This is a genomic window from Synechococcus sp. RSCCF101 (assembly GCF_008807075.1).
Lineage (GTDB): Bacteria > Cyanobacteriota > Cyanobacteriia > PCC-6307 > Cyanobiaceae > RSCCF101.
The window spans coordinates 1,849,390-1,863,737 of record NZ_CP035632.1; the positions used below are offsets into that span (position 1 = coordinate 1,849,390).

Below are 14,348 nucleotides of genomic sequence, written 5' to 3' on the forward strand. Positions count from 1 at the left end.
GGGGGGGCATGGCGGTTCGCTCAGGCGGCCGCGCCTGGAGCCGGCCCCGGCAGGGGCGCCCGCAGGGCCCGCAGCAGCAGGCGGGCCTGCGTGCGCCGATCGGGCTCGAAGGCGAGCCAGCACCAGGGCTTGAGCAGCATCTTCAGCAGCTCCTTGGCCTTGAGATCCGCCGGGATGTGGGGCTGGCGCAGCAGCCAGCGCAGGTTGCGCAGGCTGTGGTAGTGGCGCAGGGGGCTGTAGAGCTGCATGCCGCAGGCCCGGCAGAGGGGGTTGGGATGGGGGCGGCCGAACTGCTGCTGCAGCGCCACCGCCCGACTCTGCAGCAGCACGAAACCGCGGGCCTGGGCGCGGAAGCACCAGTCGTGATCGAGGTAATCGATGAACAGCCCCTCATGCAGCGGCCCGAGCAGGGGCCAGTCGCGGGCGAGAAAGGTGGTGCCGGAGCTGATCAGATGGCGGGTGCAGTCGAGACCCTCGGCCTCCTGCCCGTAGGGCTGCCAGCGGCCATGGCGCTGCCGCCGCTGGGCATCGATCACCTGGGGCCCCACCAGCCAGCGCCCCTCGGGCCAGAGGCTCCAGGGCCGGCGCAGGGCCGCGAGCCCCCCGGGCGGCAGCGTGCTGTCCTGATCGAGCAGGGTGATCCAGCGGGCCCCCCGTTCCCGGGCGCGTTCCACGCCGCGGTTGAAGCCGCCGGCCAGGCCGCCCCGGTTGCCGTTCCAGAGGATCTCCAGCGCACCGAACCCCTCCGGCCCCTCCCCGGCCGGGCCCGTCGCCGCCGGGTCCAGCCGCTCCGCCAGAGCCGGCCGGGGATTGTTGTCCACCAGCAGCACCAGCCCGGCGCCGCGGCGCAACCCCTGGAGCTGCTGCTCGAACGCCTGCGGCAGCGCGCCGAAGCAGGCGATCACCAGGGCGTGGTGCGCGTCCCTCAGGGAGCGCTCTCCCCCTGGCCCACACGCCAGAGGCGCAGCCCGGCGGCCTGCACGGCGGCGGCATCGGCCACACCGCGGGCATCGAACACCCAGGCCGGCTGGCGCATGCGGCTTGCCAGAGCCGCCCAGTCGAGCGCGCTGTAGGCCTGCCACTCGGTGAGGATCAGGGCTGCATCGGCGCCCGCCACCGCCTCCTCCGGGCTGGCGGCCGGCCACCAGGCCCCTTCGCCGCTGAGGGCCGCCGCACCGGGACCGCCGCCCGCGTCGGGCGGGGTTGGCTCCAGGCCCAGGTCGGCCGCCATGCGCTCGGCCGGCACCTTGAAATCGTGGATGGCCAGCTGGGCGCCCTCCTCCAGCAGGTCGCCGGCGATGCGGATTGCGGGCGATTCGCGCGTGTCGTTGGTGTCGGCCTTGAAGGCGAAGCCGAGGATCGCCAGGCGCTTGCCCGTCACCGTGCCGAAGAGCCGGTTCACCACCAGCCGGGCGATGCGGTGCTGCTGCCAGGTGTTGAGGGTCACCACCGCCTCCCAGTAGTGGGCCACCTCATCAAGGCCCTCGTGGCGGCAGAGGTAGACGAGGTTGAGGATGTCCTTCTGGAAGCAGCTGCCCCCGAAACCGGGGCCGGCCTTGAGGAACTTGGGGCCGATGCGGCTGTCGGTGCCGATGGCGCGCGCCACCTCCTGCACATCGGCGCCGCTGCTCTCGCAGAAGGCGGCGATGGCGTTGATCGAGCTGATGCGCTGGGCCAGGAAGGCGTTGGCGGTGAGCTTGGAGAGCTCGCTGCTCCACACGTTGGTGCGCAGGATGCGGTCGGGCGGCACCCAGGCGCCATAGAGGCCGGCGAGGGCCTCCACAGCGGCCGGATCCTCGCCGCCGATCAGCACCCGATCGGGCTGCTCCAGATCGCTGATGGCCGTGCCCTCGGCCAGGAATTCGGGGTTGGAGAGCACCGAGAAGCTGGGGGTGGGCCCCTCGCTCTCTCGTTCGGCGGCGGCCAGGATCGCCCGGATCGCCTCGGCGGTGCGCACCGGCAGGGTGCTCTTCTCCACCACGATCGTGTGGCCCTGGGCGCAGCGGGCCACCTGGCGGGCGCAGGCCTCCACCCAGCGCAGGTCGCTGGCCTGGCCGGCGCCGAGACCGCGAGTCTTGGTGGGGGTGTTCACCGAGATGAACACCATGTCGGCCTCCGCGATGGCCGCATCCACCGCAGTGCTGAAGCTGAGGTTGCGGCCGCGGGCCCGGCCCACCACCGCATCGAGGCCGGGCTCGTACACCGGCAGCCGGGAGAGGTCCGGGTCGTTCCAGGCGGCGATGCGGGCGGCGTTGAGGTCCACCACCGTGACCTGCACGTGGGGGCAGCGATCGGCGATCACCGCCATGGTTGGCCCGCCCACATAGCCGGCACCGATGCAGCAGATGCTGCGGATCGGGGTGGCCACGGCATTGGGGGCGTGATCCATCGAACCGGTCCGTCCTGAGGCGTGAAGGACCTTACGCGAGCTTGGCTGTGCCGCCGCCTGCAGGCGGCTGGGTGGCCTGAATCCGGGCGATCGCCGCTGCGGCCTCCAGCAGCTGCTCGGGATCCTCGCCGCGCAGATCCTTGAGGCGCACGCGGCCCGCTGCGGCCTCCTCCTCGCCGATCACCAGGGCCCAGCGGGCGCCGGAACGGTCGGCCCGGCGGAACTGCTTGCCGAAAGCGGCGCCGGTGAGATCGAGCTCCACGCGGAGGCCTGCGGAGCGGGCCCGGCGGGCCAGCTGCAGGGCCCGGGCTTCGGCGGCCGCGCCGCGGCTGAGCACGCAGGCCTGGGGCGCGGAGGCCTCTACCGGCTGGGTCTGCTGCTGGCTGAGCAGCAGCAGCAGGCGCTCCATCCCCAGGGCCCAGCCGATGGCCGGGGTGGGCGGGCCACCCAGCTGCTCCACCAGGCCGTCGTAGCGGCCGCCACCGCAGACGGTCGCCTGGGCGCCGAGCTGATCGCTGGTGATCTCGAAGGCGGTGTGGCTGTAGTAATCGAGCCCGCGCACGAGGCGGGGATTGAGGCGGAAGGGGATGGCCAACTCCTGCAGCAGGGCCTGCACCTGGCCGAAGCGGGCCGCACTCTCCAGCCCGAGGGCCTCCAGCAGGGTGGGAGCATCGGCGAGCAGGGCCTGGGTGGCGGGCACCTTGCTGTCGAGCACGCGCAGGGGATTGGTGTCGATGCGCTGGCGGGAGTCGGGATCGAGGGCCTCGGCCCGCTGGCGCAGCCAGGCCACCAGGGCCTGGCGGTAGGCCTGGCGATCCTCGGGAGCGCCGAGGCTGTTGATCTCGAGAGCCAGGCCCTGCACACCGAGGTCCTGCAGCAGATCCCAGGCGATGGCGATGGCTTCCGCGTCGCTGCGGGGCGAGGCCTGCCCCAGAAGCTCCAGGCCGATCTGATGGAACTGGCGCTGGCGGCCGGCCTGAGGCCGCTCGTAGCGGAACATCGGCCCGCTGTACCAGAGCCGCTGGGGCCCCTGGCTGAGCAGACCATGCTCGAGCGCCGCGCGCACCACCGAAGCGGTGCCCTCCGGCCGCAGGGTGCAGGAGCGTTCGCCGCGGTCGAGGAAGGTGTACATCTCCTTACCCACCACATCGGTGGCCTCACCGATGCCGCGCGCGAAGAGTTCGGTGACCTCCAGCAGAGGCGTGCGGATCTCCTGCACCATGGCCCGGCGGAAATGGGCACGGGCGGTGGCTTCCACGTGCTGCCAGAGGGCCAGCGGCTCGGGCAGCAGATCCACCATGCCCCTGAGACTGCGAACCCGGCTCACGTGCTCCCTGCGGCGAGGGCCCAGTGTGCCGGCCAGCCGGGCGGGCTCTGGTGGCCCGCTTCAGGCCATCAGGCTGAGCAGCGTTTTGGACGCGGCAGCGGCCTGGGCGAAGAGAGCGGATGCCGCTTGCTCGTTGGATTCGTTCGCCGCTGCATTCGCCTGCTTCACCGATTGCTGCAACAGGCGACGGTGCTGATTCAGGGCCGCAGTGCGGGCTTTGGTCAGATCCTCAGCGCTGCCGCCGATCTCCTTGAGAAGATCCAGCAGGGAGAGGCTGAGGGAGGCAGCCTTGACCAGCCAGTTGAGGCATTCCGGATCCTGCCCCGCGTCGCGGGCCTGATTGGCGAGGGCCATGGCTGAACTGGTGGCGCGCACGTGCTGGTTCACCGCGGCCTGGCGGGTGCGTGCGGTGAGGCCCGGATCCAGCAGCAGGCCGCTCAGCTGGCGGCTGATGGGGGCAATCCGCGCCATCCAGGCAAAGGAGGTGGCTTGGTCGCTCGCCTCACGGGCGGCATTGGCCTGGGCCACGGCAAGCTTCTGGATGCGGTTGTAGCGGTTGCCAGCCGCCGCGAGGGCCTGGGTGCTGGCCTTGCTGTCGCTGAGCAGGGGCACCAGGCGCAGGGTGACCGACAGGGCCTGCTCGAGAGCAGCGAACTCGCGCAGTGGATCCTGCGCTTCAGCGGCGGCATCCGCTTCCGCCATGGCCAGGCCGATGCTGCGGCGGTGCAGGTGAACTGTTCGGTTCTGCAGTTGCTCCCGGGGGGACATCTCCTCGGCAGGAGCCGCCGCTTCGGCGGATGCGTCAGCTGCGTCCTCCGTTGACGCGTTCTCCTCAACGGTCTGATCGGTGTCGTCTTGCGGCAGCTCCTCCGGCCGAAGCTCCGGCACCTTGTCGAGCCACTGCGGCCGCAAGGGCACACGGGCGTGCACATCCGTGGCCGGAAGCAGCAGCTCAAAGGGGAGCAGGCGCGGGTCACCCTCGAGCACCTCGCTCGCCGGGCAGTTCATCACCCAGCCGTCGTCGGCGGTGGAGGGCTGGCCGAACAGGGCCACGGTGTCCACACCGGCTTCCGCGTCGTGGAAGAGCTTGAGAGCGCTGAGGGTGTCCAACTGGTTGGTTGCGCTTCCTTGTGACGTGGTCTCCGCCTGCGGAGCCGGCGTGCTGATGAAGTTGCGCAGCCAGCTCGGCATGAACCCATTTCCGAATGGCCCGGGATCTTACGAGCGGTTCACAGTGGGGTCAAAACGTGCGGTGCCTGCGCGATCAGCGGGTCCTAACCGCCGCGGCGAGCGAGCAGGGCGAAGGGATCGAAGCGCACGCTGATGCCGAACTCCTCAGCGAACTCGAGCACCCGGCACCAGGCCCGGGCCGGTTGACCCGCCGCCTGCGGGCGAAGGATGCCGCGCAGGATCACCGGCGCGGTGGCGCTCTGGAGGCTCATCTCGAACAGGGGCCAGCCGATGGAGTCCTGGATCGCATCGTCCCGGTAGGCGGGGGCCACATCGAGGGCGCCGATGAGGATGCGGCGGTGGCTGGCATCCCAGAGGGAGGGAATCTCGTAGCGGGCCAGCAGATCGGCCGCCAGGCCCCAGGAGGTGCCGTTGGCATCGATCCACACCGCCAGAGGCTGGCCATCGGCCTGCATGGTGGCCTCACGCCGGAACACCAGGGCCTCCCTGGTGGGTGTTGCCTCCTCAGCGGAGGCTTCACTTTTGCCAGCCAGCAGGCTGCGGATGCGCGCCCGCAGCTGGTCGCCGCCATCGAGCGGCCCGCCCTTCTCCAGCTGGAGCAGATCCCAGCGTTCGCCGGTGCCGCCCCACACCATGGGGCCGTAGTTCTCGTGCAGCCAGCGCCCATCGCGGTTGGAGGCTGCCTCGGCATGGGTCATCACGGTCTGGATCGTGATCTGCTCGGCGCTCCAGTCCCAGCTGCGGGCCACCGATGCCGCCTCGCGGCAGAGGGCGGTCAGCTGCTGGGGTGTGGGCGGGATGGTCCAGGGATCGGGGCGGCCGCCCATGCAGGCCAGCGACAGTGCCACGCTGTTGCTGTTGCCCCGCCAGGTGTGAGCGGGCAGATCGGCGCTGTAGGCGTGCAGTCGGTGCACCACGCCATCACCTGTGATGATCGAGTGGTAATGACCGGTGCGCACCCAGCTGTAGGGGGTGGCGGTCCAGTGCAGGTAGATCGTGGGAGCCATGCCGCTCTGGAGGGCTCATTGGCAGCTTGGCAACGGCAGGCGGGTGCGGGCACTGATCCAGCGTCAACCCAACCAGCGCAGATCCCGCTTCAGCTCGGCCGCCATGCGGCTGCCACTGGCCAGCAGGCTGTGCAGCTCGTCCGGCGTGAGCACGAGCGCGTCGCAGCTGAGCGGCAGGCGTTCCAATGGCCATCGGCGCAGGCGCTGGTGCTGGGGGCCCTCGGCCGCGGCATCCACCAGCAGCAGATCCAGGTCGCTGCCCACTGAGGCCGTGCCGCGCCCGTAACTCCCGAACACGCCAATCTGTCGAAGCGAAGCGACCTCCCGCTTCCGCTCGGCCGCCCAGAGCCGCACCGCCTCGAGCACCTGCTCAGGGCCGGGCCATCGCATCAGCGATTGCGTCAACAAGCGCACGGGCATGATTCATCGCGTCGTCGCTTTGCAGACGACCGAAATGATCGGTTGGGGCACCATCGGGAAGGCTATCCGGACAGCGCGTGGGGATGTACAGCGCGTCAAGCACCCTCAACCGGTCTTCCAGGTCGACCACCGCAGCAGCCAGGGAGCCACGGACACCATCCGGGAGATCGCGGAAGGAACGCCCGAGGCCATGGCCCCACACCTGCTGACCGTGGTGCAGATGCAGGGCCTTGAGGGCCTTCTCCACAGCCTGGTGACTGGCGAAGCACGCCCATTCGTGATGACCGGCCCCAGCGCTGAGCGAGGCCTGATCCAGGTCGGCGAGGGCCTGGTGAATCCAGTCCGGAGCCCGGTTCATGGGTTCCATCCTGCCCCGGCATCTAGTGCGCACCCTGGAGGGCCGTGGAGTGTGACGCTCAGGTCAGACCGTCCAGATCTCCTGCAGTTCAATCCGCAGCTCGGGAGACACAGGGGCGGCGTTGATGTCGGTGGCGGCATCGACGCGCCTGGGCTCGCCGCTGCCAGCGGCGGGCCACACTTCCACCGCCTGCTCGTCGGGGATGAGCAGCCAGCCGAGCTCAGCACCATTGGCCTGATATCTGGCCATCTTCCGGCGCAGAGCCGTCAGCCCACGGGGGCCTTCATCGCTGGCGCTGGCCAACTCCACCACCAGATCAGGGCAGAGGGGCGCAAAGCCTCGCCGCTCCAAAGAAGTGAGGGCTTGCCAGCGCTCCAGCCGCACCAGGGCCGCGTCAGGGCTCAGCACCGATCCATCGGGGAGGCGGAAGCCAGTGGAGCTGTCGAACAACTTGAGAGGCAAACCTTTGTTGCGAACCTCAAGCCAGAGCAGTGCGCCCAGCGCCTGGTTTCTGGATCCGGTTTCAGCACCGGTGGGCGTCATGTGAATGAGGTGGCCATCGGCGCCCAGTTCCAGTACCGCATCGGGATTCGCCTGACACACCGCGGCGAACTGCTCCACGCTGAGCCGCAGGTCCGGCGGCAGCCGAAGTGGGGCCAGGACGTCCTCGGACGCTGCTGGTGCAAGCGTCATGACCGGTGGGCTCACGAGTTGTCAGCGTAGAGCGACTGCTGCGACACGCCATCGCAGACGGTGACACGCGAGCCGGTGCGACCCCTCCCTCCGGCGTTCAGACTCTGAAGGCCTTCCGCGGAGCCGTTGTGACCAGCCGCTTCGCCGCGCTGCGAGAACGCCGCCACACCCTCTGGCTGAGGCATCTTCGGGATCAACTGCACGCCCTGGTTCAAGTCCGAACCATGGCCTCCGAGCCACCGGAGGCCATCTGGCTGTTCGGATCACGCGCCCGTGGCGACTGGGATGGATGGTCCGACACGGATCTGATCGTGGTGGCCGAACGCGAGGCCACAGCGCAGTGGTGGGCCGATGTGATCCTGGAGGCCGGTCTGGCGCAGGACGTGCTGGCCATGACCCGAGAGCGGTGGCAGGCGCTGCCGGCCAGCCCATCGGCGATCTGGCAGGCCGTCGCCCGGGACGCCGTGCTCCTGCTCGGGGCAAGCGGATGAACGCCCGACCTGAGGCCTGGCTGCGGCAAGCGGAGAACGACCTGGCTCTGGCCGAACTGGCGAAAGCGCATGGCTTTCTGGCCCAGGCCTGCTTCTTCGCTTCGCAGGCCGCCGAGAAGGCCCTCAAGGGAGCGTTGCTGGAGCTCGGCCTGGAGCCCCCTCACACCCATGTGCTGGGCGACCTGGTGCATCGCCTCCAGGACGCCGGGCTGGACGTGACCCCCTTCGCAGCCCTGCCGCTGCAACGGTTGAGCCGGATGGCGATCAGCTCGCGCTACCCGCAGGAGAGCACACCTCCCTCCGAGCTGTTTGATCTGGACGAGACCCGCGAAGCCATCGGAACCGCCCGATCGGTGATCACCATCGTCAGCGACGCGGATGCTGGGAGCTGATCCAGCTTCAAGCCAGCCAGCGCAGATCGCGCTTCAGCTCGGACGCCATGCGGTTGCCGCTGGACAGCAGGGCGGTCAGCTCGTCCGGCGTGAGCACAAGCGCGTCGCAGCTGAGCGGCAGGCGCTCCAGCGGCCATTGGCGCAGGCGCTGGTGCTGGGGGCCCTCTGCCGCTGCATCCAGAAGCAGCAGATCCAGGTCACTGCCCACTGAGGCCGTGCCGCGCCCATAACTCCCGAACACCCCAACCTTCTGCAGCGACGCAACCTCTCGCTTCCGCTCTGCCGACCAGAGCCGCACCGCCTCGAGCACCTGCTGAGGTGGGTGCCTTTTATTGGACAGCCTTAGCCCCTGACATCGTTAACCCCGGACGGGAGGAACTGGGTTCGGTCTCAGTGTAGACCTGATTGGGAGTTCTGCCTCCCATGGCACTGTGGGGTCTCACATTGCAGTACCTCCACAGGAAGCGGGCCAGGCTGACTTCTGCTTCCCAGCCATCGCTGTAAGCATGCAGGTAGACCTCCTCATACTTGAGCGTCCTCCAGAGTCGCTCGACCAGGATGTTGTCGTAGCAGCGCTTCCTGCCGGACCAGCTGATCCTGATTCCCTCCTTCTGCAGCCTGGCGACGAACTCAGCAGAGGTGAACTGGCAGCCCTGATCGGAATGGAAGATCTCTGGCTTTCGCCCATCGGAGAGGGCCATCTCCAAGGCATCCAGGCAGAACTCCGTGTCAAGGCTGTTGGAGAGCCTCCAGCTGAGGACATGCCTTGAGTGGAGATCCATGATCGCCACCAGATAGAGAAAGCCCTTCTGCAGTGGGATGTAGGTGATATCGGTAGCCCAGACCTGGTCCACGGTGTGGATCTCATCGATGTCCACCAGGCAGGGGAATCGCTCCGATGGCTCGCCTGGAATCGTGGTTCGAGGTCTCTGGTAGATCGCCCGTAAACCCATGCGGCGCATGAGGTTTCGCACGCGGTCACGGCTGATCGGGATCCCTTCCCTGGCCAGGTAGGCCACGATCCGTCGGCTGCCGCTGCAGGGATCCTCCAGGTAGAGGGCATCAATCCTGGCCATGATCCGTAGCGTCGACTGCCGCACCGGTGTTGGTCGGTAGTAGAGCGTGGATCGTGGGAGACCCAGGAGGGCACACTGCCGGCTGATGCTGAGCTGGCTGTGGTCGTGATCGACCAGGCTGCGGAGTTCATGGCCTCACAGGAGCTGAGACTTTTTTTTGAGCCACTCCAGCTCCATCTGAAGGCGGCCGATCTGCTGGAACAGCTCCGCCTCCCTGGCCTGACCGTCCTCCTTGTCCTTGCTCTTCTTGCCCCTGGTAAACAGGTCGCTCGCTCCATCCAGGAGCTGCTTCTTCCACTGGCTCACCTGGATCGGGTGAATCGCGTGGTCGGCGGCGATCTCCTGGATCGTTTTGCGGCCGCTGATCGCCTCCATGGCGACCTTTGCCTTGAACTCAGGGCTGTGGGTTCGGCGCTTGCTCATTGGTGGGAGCCCCTTCTCAGGGGCGGTGCCCCGCCTCAGAGGTTAACGATGGGACCTGTCCAGAAAAACCAGACCACCTCATGCTCAGGGCCGGGCCAGCGCATCAGCGATTGCGTCAACAAGCGCACGGGCATGGTTCATGGCGTCGTCGCTTTGCAGACGACCGAAATGATCGGTTGGCGCACCGTCCGGGAGGCTATCTGGATAGCGCGTGGGGATGTACAGCGCGTCAAGCACCTTCAACCGGTCTTCCAGGTCGACCACCGCAGCAGCCAGGGAGCCACGGACACCATCCGGGAGATCTCGGAAGGAACGCCCGAGACCATGGCCCCAGACCTGCTGACCGTGGTGCAGATGCAGGGCCTTGAGGGCCTTCTACACAGCCTGGTGACTGGCGAAGCACGCCCATTCGTGATGACCCGCTCCCGCGCTGAGCGAGGCCTGATCCAGGTCGGCGAGGGCCTGGTGCATCCAGTCAGGAGCCCGGTTCATGGGTTCCATCCTGCCGCCGCTTGCGACTGCCACCGCACAATGAACTCATGCCCGTTCACGCGCAGCGCTACTGGGAGCAACGCCTCGAGGAGGACCGGAGGCTGCTGGAGGAACGCCGCCAGAACGGCCTGAAGCAGGCTCAGGCAGCGGCCAAGGCCCTGCGGAGGCAATGGCCAACCGTGCGAGCCGTGCACTGCTTCGGGTCGGTGCTGGGGGATGGGTTCCGCGACCACTCCGATCTCGACCTGCTGGTGGATGGGTTACCACCGGAGGCGCTGTTGGACGCGGTGAGCCTTGCCGAGCAGGCCGGTGATCTGCCTGTGGACCTGAAGCGCGGCGAAGACCTCAGCGACGATCTCCGTGCCCGTCTGCTGCGCACCAGCCAGCCCCTCTGAAGCTCCTGCTGCAACGCATGGCCTGCGCGAACGACGCCCGCCCGGCCGTGCTTCCGGCATCTGGTGCGCAACCTGTACTCCGATGAACTGCGGCCCGAGCCGATCCGTGGCCTGATTCATGAGCTGACGCCGGTCTGGAGTGCCGTGCAGGAGGATTTCGCCGCGTTTGACACCTGGCTGCCCGCCATCGCCCAGACGCAAGGCTCCCCATCGCGCCCAGAGCAGACCTGAGACTCAGGTCAGACCGTCCAGATCTGCTGCAGTTCGATCCGCAGCTCGGGAGACACAGGGGCAGCGTTGAGGTCGGTGGCGGGGGGGCGTCCCACCAAGTGGTGTAAATCCTGAGGAGCAGCACCGGCGTAGCCGGTGCTGACGGTCTCGTCCTCAGATCCCCTGCGGGGGAATGGGTGGGCTGGTCTGTGACCCTGGTCGGAGCACTACCACCGTCCTGAGACCAGACCATACCCATTTCTGATTCTGCCGCCAGCGAGCTGGCCCAGCTGCTTGGCAGCGGCAGCGCCGGTGACCTGATCCCTGAACTGGTGCGCCAGGGACTGCAGGCCCTGATCGAGGCCGAGGCCGCTGCTGCCCTTGGCGCCGATCGCCATCAGCGCACAGCTGAGCGTCGGGGCCATCGCAATGGCAGCCGTGACCGGCTTCTGGCAACGCCAGCCGGCGACATCCAGCTGCGCATCCCACGCTTTCGCACAGGCAGCTTCTTCCCCTCCCTGCTGGAACCCCGCCGCCGCGTGGATCGGGCCCTCTGGGCCGTGGTGATGGAGGCCTACGTCTCGGGCGTCTCGACGCGCAAGGTCGATGAGCTGGTGGTGGCGCTGGGCTGTGAGAGCGGCGTCTCCAAATCGGAGGTCAGCCGCATCTGCCAGGGCCTCGACACCCAGGTGCAGGCCTTCCTGCAGCGCCCTCTGGAGTTCAGCCGCTACCCGTACGTCTACCTCGATGCCACCTACCTTCACGGCCGGGATCCGGCCCGCAGGCAGGTGATCTCCAGAGCCGTGATCGTGGCGGTCGGCATCACCGGCAACGGCCAGCGCGAGGTGCTGGGGATCGAGGTGGGCGACAGCGAGGATGAGACGTTCTGGACCGCCTTCCTGCGCCGCCTGCGCGAGCGCGGGCTCTCAGGCGTGCAACTGGTGATCAGCGACGCCCACGCCGGCCTCAAGAAGGCCATCGCCCGGTGCTGCCAGGGCTGCAGCTGGCAGCGCTGCCGCGTCCACTTTGCCCGCAACCTATTGGCCAAGGTGCCCAAGGGAAGCCAGGACATGGTGGCTGCCGCCCTGCGCTCGGTGTTCGTTCAGCCCGAGGCCCGGGCCGCAGGGCAGCAGTGGGAGCAGGTAACGACGATGCTCACCGAGAAATTCCCCGCTGCTGCGGCGCTGATGGAGCAGGCCAAGGAAGACGTCCTCGCGTTCCGGGCCTTCCCGCCGGAGCACTGGCGCAAGATCTGGAGCACCAATCCGCTCGAGCGGCTGAACAAGGAGATCAAGCGCCGCACCCGCGTCGTCGGCATCTTCCCGAACGACGCCGCGATCATCCGACTGGTGGGAGCACTGTTGCTGGAGCAGCAGGAGGAGTGGCAGCTCGATGGCCGTCGCGTGTTCTCTGAACAGTCGATGGCCAAGCTGGACAACACCAGCGAACCGGTCCAAGATCGGGCAACAGCTGCACTCGCTGCAGCTGCCTGATCACTGATCTCCGATCAGATCACAGGCCTCGGGATTTACACCACTCCAAGGGACGCGACCATTCAAGGCGAGCTGGCCTGAGCCCAACGCGCAACAGACTCCTAGGAGGCTGCTGAAAAACCCTGCCAGCCGCGGGAAAATGAGCCAACGGCACCAGGCGAATGCGCGGACAGCAGGAGCGGACCGGCCCTCTGTTCTCCTATGTCTCCACCGAGGATCGGATTCCGGCGTCGCATCCCCTGCGGCAGGTCCGGCGGCTTGCGGATCACGCCCTTGACCGGCTGAATCCCACCTTCTGCAAGCTCTATCCCGAGGGTGGTCGTCCCTGCATCCCACCGGAACAGCTGCTACTGGCCCTGTTGTTGCAGGCGATCTATGGCATCCGCTCGGATCGGATGTTGATCGAGCAGCTAGACTGACGTGGAACCCGGAAATCGGTCCAGGGTGAATGAGAGTCCTCAACCGGCCAGATTGGGCCGGGGACTTCACCATGAAACGAATCCGTCACACTCCAGAGCAGATCATCCGCAAGCTCAAAACGGCCGAGCAGCTGATCGCCCAGGGCAAGACCGTCACCGAGGTCTGCCGCGTGATCGAGGTGACGCAGCCGACCTACCACCGCTGGCGTCAGCAGTTCGGCGGCATGCAGGCCGAGGAAGCCAAACGCCTGACCCAGCTGGAGAAGGAGAACGCCCGACTCAAGAAGCTCTTGGCGGAAGCGGAGCTGGAGAAGGCGATGCTGAAAGATCTTGCCGAGGGAAACTTCTGAGCCCGGAACGCAGGCGCAGGGCGGTCCTCGTCCTGCAGCAGCGTTACCGGGCATCTGAGCGGTTCGCCTGCCGGGTTGTGGGTCAGCACCGCAGCACCCAACGCCATGGCGGGACGGTCCCTGGGGCCGAGGAGGCCAAGCTCAGGCGCCGGCTGAGGGAGATCGCCGCTGAGCACATCCGCTGGGGCCGGCGGATGGCCCACCGCGTGCTGCGGCGCGAGGGCTGGAGCGTGAATCACAAGCGGGTGCAACGGATCTGGCGGGAGGAAGGTCTGCAGCGGCCCACTCCCCGAAAGCAGAAACGGGCACGGCCCGCGGACGGGTCGGTGCGCCGCCATCAGGCCGAGTATCCCCATCAGGTGTGGGCGATGGACTTTCAGTTCGATGCCACGGCCGATGGCCGGCGGCTCAAGTTCCTGAACGTGATCGATGAGCACAGCCGCCTCTGCCTGGCCATCCGGGTGGGCAGGCGCTGCAAGGCCAGGGACGTGGTGGCCGTGCTGGAGGAGCTCACCAGCCTCTACCCGGCGCCGGCGTTCATCCGGTGCGACAACGGCCCCGAATTCATCGCCCACGCGCTGCGGCGCTGGTGCCAGGGCAGCGGAACCACCACCTCGACCATCGAACCGGGATCTCCGTGGCAGAACGGCTTTGCCGAGTCGTTCAACGGACGGTTCAGGGATGAATTCCTCAACACTGAGCTATTCACCACAGCCCCAGAGGCTCAGATCCTGGCCGATCGTTGGCGCTGGGAGTACAACTCACTCAGGCCGCATTCGGCTCTCCAGGGGCGTACGCCCCTGGAGGCAGTTCAACAGGGAGCTGCCGCATGACCATGACCACCCACTCTCATAAGGCTTGGACCGATAAAGGGGGTCACGTCAGGACTACAACCTGCTGTTCAGGTGGTTCGTCGGCCTCAATCCAGACGATCCCGTCTGGCATCCGACCACCTATGGCCTCCGGCCGACTTCGTCTACACCAAGAACCGGGATCGGTTGCTCAATGAGGACCTCATGGCCCGGTTCCTCGAACTCCTGCTGGCCTCACCCGAGGTCAAGCCGCTGCTGAGTTCCGAGCACTTCTCGGTCGATGGCACCCTGCTGCGGGCCTGGGCATCCCACAGCTCTCTCGAGCGTCTGGACGGAGTGGATGACGGTGACGGTCCACCACCGCCCAGTGGTGGCCATGGATTTGGTGGGGCTCCCGCGAAAGGCCGCAA

The 14,348-nt window shown here is 67.8% G+C and carries 17 protein-coding genes and 2 pseudogenes; 7 read left to right on the forward strand and 12 right to left on the reverse strand.

What is annotated here, in order from left to right; genetic code table 11:
- Nucleotides 1-20 precede the first annotated feature (20 nt).
- The 8 genes from EVJ50_RS09070 to EVJ50_RS09105 form a co-directional block, all read right to left on the reverse strand.
- Nucleotides 21-905 carry a glycosyltransferase gene (locus EVJ50_RS09070; RefSeq protein WP_191964727.1) on the reverse strand — a complete coding sequence of 295 codons (885 nt, stop codon included), beginning with the start codon at nt 903-905 and terminating at the stop codon, nt 21-23.
- A 20-nt stretch (nt 906-925) separates the two neighbouring features.
- Nucleotides 926-2,389, reverse strand: coding sequence for a nucleotide sugar dehydrogenase (locus tag EVJ50_RS09075; RefSeq protein ID WP_150883579.1), 1,464 nt, complete (start codon nt 2,387-2,389; stop codon nt 926-928).
- A 31-nt stretch (nt 2,390-2,420) separates the two neighbouring features.
- Entirely contained in the window at nt 2,421-3,689 is a 1,269-nt protein-coding gene (hisS, locus tag EVJ50_RS09080) for a histidine--tRNA ligase (RefSeq protein WP_370455640.1), read from the reverse strand.
- An 87-nt stretch (nt 3,690-3,776) separates the two neighbouring features.
- Complete coding sequence (locus EVJ50_RS09085; RefSeq protein WP_150883581.1) at nt 3,777-4,907, reverse strand: hypothetical protein; 1,131 nt, start codon at nt 4,905-4,907, stop codon at nt 3,777-3,779.
- Between the two features lie 83 nt (nt 4,908-4,990).
- Nucleotides 4,991-5,914 (reverse strand): N-acetylmuramoyl-L-alanine amidase, encoded by a 924-nt coding sequence (locus EVJ50_RS09090; RefSeq protein WP_150883582.1) that lies wholly within the window; start codon nt 5,912-5,914, stop codon nt 4,991-4,993.
- Between the two features lie 63 nt (nt 5,915-5,977).
- Complete coding sequence (locus EVJ50_RS09095; RefSeq protein ID WP_225322872.1) at nt 5,978-6,304, reverse strand: nucleotidyltransferase domain-containing protein; 327 nt, start codon at nt 6,302-6,304, stop codon at nt 5,978-5,980.
- Nucleotides 6,285-6,692, reverse strand: coding sequence for a HEPN domain-containing protein (locus EVJ50_RS09100; RefSeq protein WP_150883584.1), 408 nt, complete (start codon nt 6,690-6,692; stop codon nt 6,285-6,287). The genes EVJ50_RS09095 and EVJ50_RS09100 overlap by 20 nt, the downstream gene beginning before the upstream one ends.
- A 63-nt stretch (nt 6,693-6,755) precedes the next feature.
- On the reverse strand, nt 6,756-7,385 hold the full coding sequence (locus tag EVJ50_RS09105) for a Uma2 family endonuclease (RefSeq protein ID WP_150883585.1): 630 nt from the start codon (nt 7,383-7,385) through the stop codon (nt 6,756-6,758).
- 128 nt (nt 7,386-7,513) lie between these two features.
- On the opposite strand from EVJ50_RS09105, the gene EVJ50_RS09110 reads away from it, so the two are divergent.
- Together EVJ50_RS09110 and EVJ50_RS09115 are read left to right on the forward strand one after the other, a co-directional pair.
- Nucleotides 7,514-7,876 (forward strand): nucleotidyltransferase domain-containing protein, encoded by a 363-nt coding sequence (locus tag EVJ50_RS09110; protein WP_225322873.1) that lies wholly within the window; start codon nt 7,514-7,516, stop codon nt 7,874-7,876.
- Entirely contained in the window at nt 7,873-8,268 is a 396-nt protein-coding gene (locus EVJ50_RS09115) for a HEPN domain-containing protein (protein ID WP_150883586.1), read from the forward strand. The genes EVJ50_RS09110 and EVJ50_RS09115 overlap by 4 nt, the downstream gene beginning before the upstream one ends.
- Before the next feature lie 7 nt (nt 8,269-8,275).
- On the opposite strand, the gene EVJ50_RS09120 is transcribed toward EVJ50_RS09115, so the two are convergent.
- The 4 genes and pseudogenes from EVJ50_RS09120 to EVJ50_RS09130 form a co-directional block, all read right to left on the reverse strand.
- Nucleotides 8,276-8,578, reverse strand: coding sequence for a nucleotidyltransferase domain-containing protein (locus EVJ50_RS09120; protein ID WP_150883587.1), 303 nt, complete (start codon nt 8,576-8,578; stop codon nt 8,276-8,278).
- Nucleotides 8,579-8,597: 19 nt separating this feature from the next.
- Nucleotides 8,598-9,461: an IS3 family transposase gene (locus EVJ50_RS09125; RefSeq protein ID WP_225323187.1), complete on the reverse strand. Its 864-nt coding sequence runs from the start codon at nt 9,459-9,461 to the stop codon at nt 8,598-8,600.
- Nucleotides 9,462-9,479: 18 nt separating this feature from the next.
- Nucleotides 9,480-9,767: a transposase gene (locus EVJ50_RS15040; protein ID WP_225322874.1), complete on the reverse strand. Its 288-nt coding sequence runs from the start codon at nt 9,765-9,767 to the stop codon at nt 9,480-9,482.
- Between the two features lie 84 nt (nt 9,768-9,851).
- Nucleotides 9,852-10,268: pseudogene (locus tag EVJ50_RS09130) on the reverse strand (HEPN domain-containing protein).
- A 38-nt stretch (nt 10,269-10,306) separates the two neighbouring features.
- Between EVJ50_RS09130 and EVJ50_RS09135 the strand changes: the two are divergent.
- From EVJ50_RS09135 to EVJ50_RS09150, 5 genes and pseudogenes are all read left to right on the forward strand, one after another.
- On the forward strand, nt 10,307-10,654 hold the full coding sequence (locus tag EVJ50_RS09135) for a nucleotidyltransferase family protein (protein WP_150883588.1): 348 nt from the start codon (nt 10,307-10,309) through the stop codon (nt 10,652-10,654).
- A 63-nt stretch (nt 10,655-10,717) separates the two neighbouring features.
- Nucleotides 10,718-10,885 carry a hypothetical protein gene (locus tag EVJ50_RS14625; RefSeq protein WP_191964728.1) on the forward strand — a complete coding sequence of 56 codons (168 nt, stop codon included), beginning with the start codon at nt 10,718-10,720 and terminating at the stop codon, nt 10,883-10,885.
- A 230-nt stretch (nt 10,886-11,115) separates the two neighbouring features.
- Nucleotides 11,116-12,357: an IS256 family transposase gene (locus EVJ50_RS09140; RefSeq protein ID WP_191964917.1), complete on the forward strand. Its 1,242-nt coding sequence runs from the start codon at nt 11,116-11,118 to the stop codon at nt 12,355-12,357.
- 161 nt (nt 12,358-12,518) lie between these two features.
- Nucleotides 12,519-12,773 (forward strand): annotated as a pseudogene (locus tag EVJ50_RS09145) (transposase); the annotation flags it as partial.
- 74 nt (nt 12,774-12,847) lie between these two features.
- Nucleotides 12,848-13,959 (forward strand): IS3 family transposase gene (locus tag EVJ50_RS09150; RefSeq protein ID WP_370455476.1). Its coding sequence is split into 2 segments (ribosomal slippage): nt 12,848-13,109 and nt 13,109-13,959, totalling 1,113 coding nucleotides; the frame shifts between segments, so codons are not numbered across the junction.
- Nucleotides 13,960-14,348 lie beyond the last annotated feature (389 nt).

Coding starts and splice junctions, on each gene's coding strand:
- EVJ50_RS09075 (WP_150883579.1), bottom strand. CDS start 2,389: ATGGATCACGCCCCCAATGCCGTGGCCACCCCGATCCGCAGCATCTGC.
- hisS (WP_370455640.1), bottom strand. CDS start 3,689: ATGGTGGATCTGCTGCCCGAGCCGCTGGCCCTCTGGCAGCACGTGGAA.
- EVJ50_RS09085 (WP_150883581.1), bottom strand. CDS start 4,907: ATGCCGAGCTGGCTGCGCAACTTCATCAGCACGCCGGCTCCGCAGGCG.
- EVJ50_RS09090 (WP_150883582.1), bottom strand. CDS start 5,914: ATGGCTCCCACGATCTACCTGCACTGGACCGCCACCCCCTACAGCTGG.
- EVJ50_RS09095 (WP_225322872.1), bottom strand. CDS start 6,304: ATGCGATGGCCCGGCCCTGAGCAGGTGCTCGAGGCGGTGCGGCTCTGG.
- EVJ50_RS09100 (WP_150883584.1), bottom strand. CDS start 6,692: ATGAACCGGGCTCCGGACTGGATTCACCAGGCCCTCGCCGACCTGGAT.
- EVJ50_RS09105 (WP_150883585.1), bottom strand. CDS start 7,385: ATGACGCTTGCACCAGCAGCGTCCGAGGACGTCCTGGCCCCACTTCGG.
- EVJ50_RS09115 (WP_150883586.1), top strand. CDS start 7,873: ATGAACGCCCGACCTGAGGCCTGGCTGCGGCAAGCGGAGAACGACCTG.
- EVJ50_RS15040 (WP_225322874.1), bottom strand. CDS start 9,767: ATGAGCAAGCGCCGAACCCACAGCCCTGAGTTCAAGGCAAAGGTCGCC.
- EVJ50_RS09135 (WP_150883588.1), top strand. CDS start 10,307: ATGCCCGTTCACGCGCAGCGCTACTGGGAGCAACGCCTCGAGGAGGAC.